At 68.8% G+C, this 825-nt stretch carries 1 pseudogene; it reads right to left on the bottom strand.

The features are described 5' to 3' along the window. Positions 1-344, bottom strand: a pseudogene (locus AOK24_RS44710) (hypothetical protein); the annotation flags it as partial. Positions 345-825: the final 481 nt, after the last annotated feature.

The following is an 825-nucleotide window of genomic DNA, read 5'->3' as shown; positions in this document are numbered from 1 at the left end:
TAGGTGCCTGGTCCGAACGGCGTGAGGGCGGGTAGCTCCGGGGGGTTGTCCATCAGGCACGTGACGCGCAGGTCGCCCGTGCGTGTTTCGACGCTGTGGTCGACGATTTCGTCCCAGGCGCCGGTATCTGCCAACTCGGGGGGATACCGGCGCAACTGGACGCTGACGTCGACCGGGCCGCTGCTGATGCCCGTGCAGACGACGGCGTGCCCGGGGGTGGAGAAGACCAGCCCGTTCGAGGTCTCGAAGCCCATGGGGCCACGCTCGCCGGAGTCCGTGAGTTCGAACACGTGGTAGTCGACGTGGACCGGGCTGGAAGCCGTCGTGGGTGCTGCCTCAGTCATGCGGCCATGCTATGGATCGTCAGTCGACGAGCCAGACGAAGAACGGATCCTTCTTGAGCAGGCGCTCCAGCCGTTCTGGCACCAGTCGAACGTGTGGCCAGGGTGGGGCGGAGTCGCAGCGGACGTCCACGGGCGGGGTGGAACCGGTCAGTGGGGTGCTGTTGGTCCAGGGGGCACTGGCCAGGGCGACGGCCTGCGTTGGGAAGTCGATGGTGGAGGCCGGCGGAGTGCAGGCTCCGTTGCAGGTCGCATCAGCCACGCCACCCCACCGGCCCGGGACACCCCCGAGCCGGTCGCACCGTACGAATCAACGACCCGCGAAGTACGGGACCAGAGCTCTCCGGCCGCATGCACGGCGTGGCCGACACGGCATCCGGTGACCGGGCCCGCCTCAGCGAAGGTTCGGGACGACGACCTCGAACCCTCCGGTGAACGTGTCGAGCAGGCCGAGCAGGGTGTCGAGGTCGGTCCGGTCGCCGGC

Source organism: Streptomyces niveiscabiei, from assembly GCF_001419795.1.
Classification (GTDB): Bacteria; Actinomycetota; Actinomycetes; order Streptomycetales; family Streptomycetaceae; genus Streptomyces; species Streptomyces niveiscabiei.
Note: the sequence above shows the minus strand (reverse complement) of the source record. Positions and strands in the feature narration are given on the sequence as shown.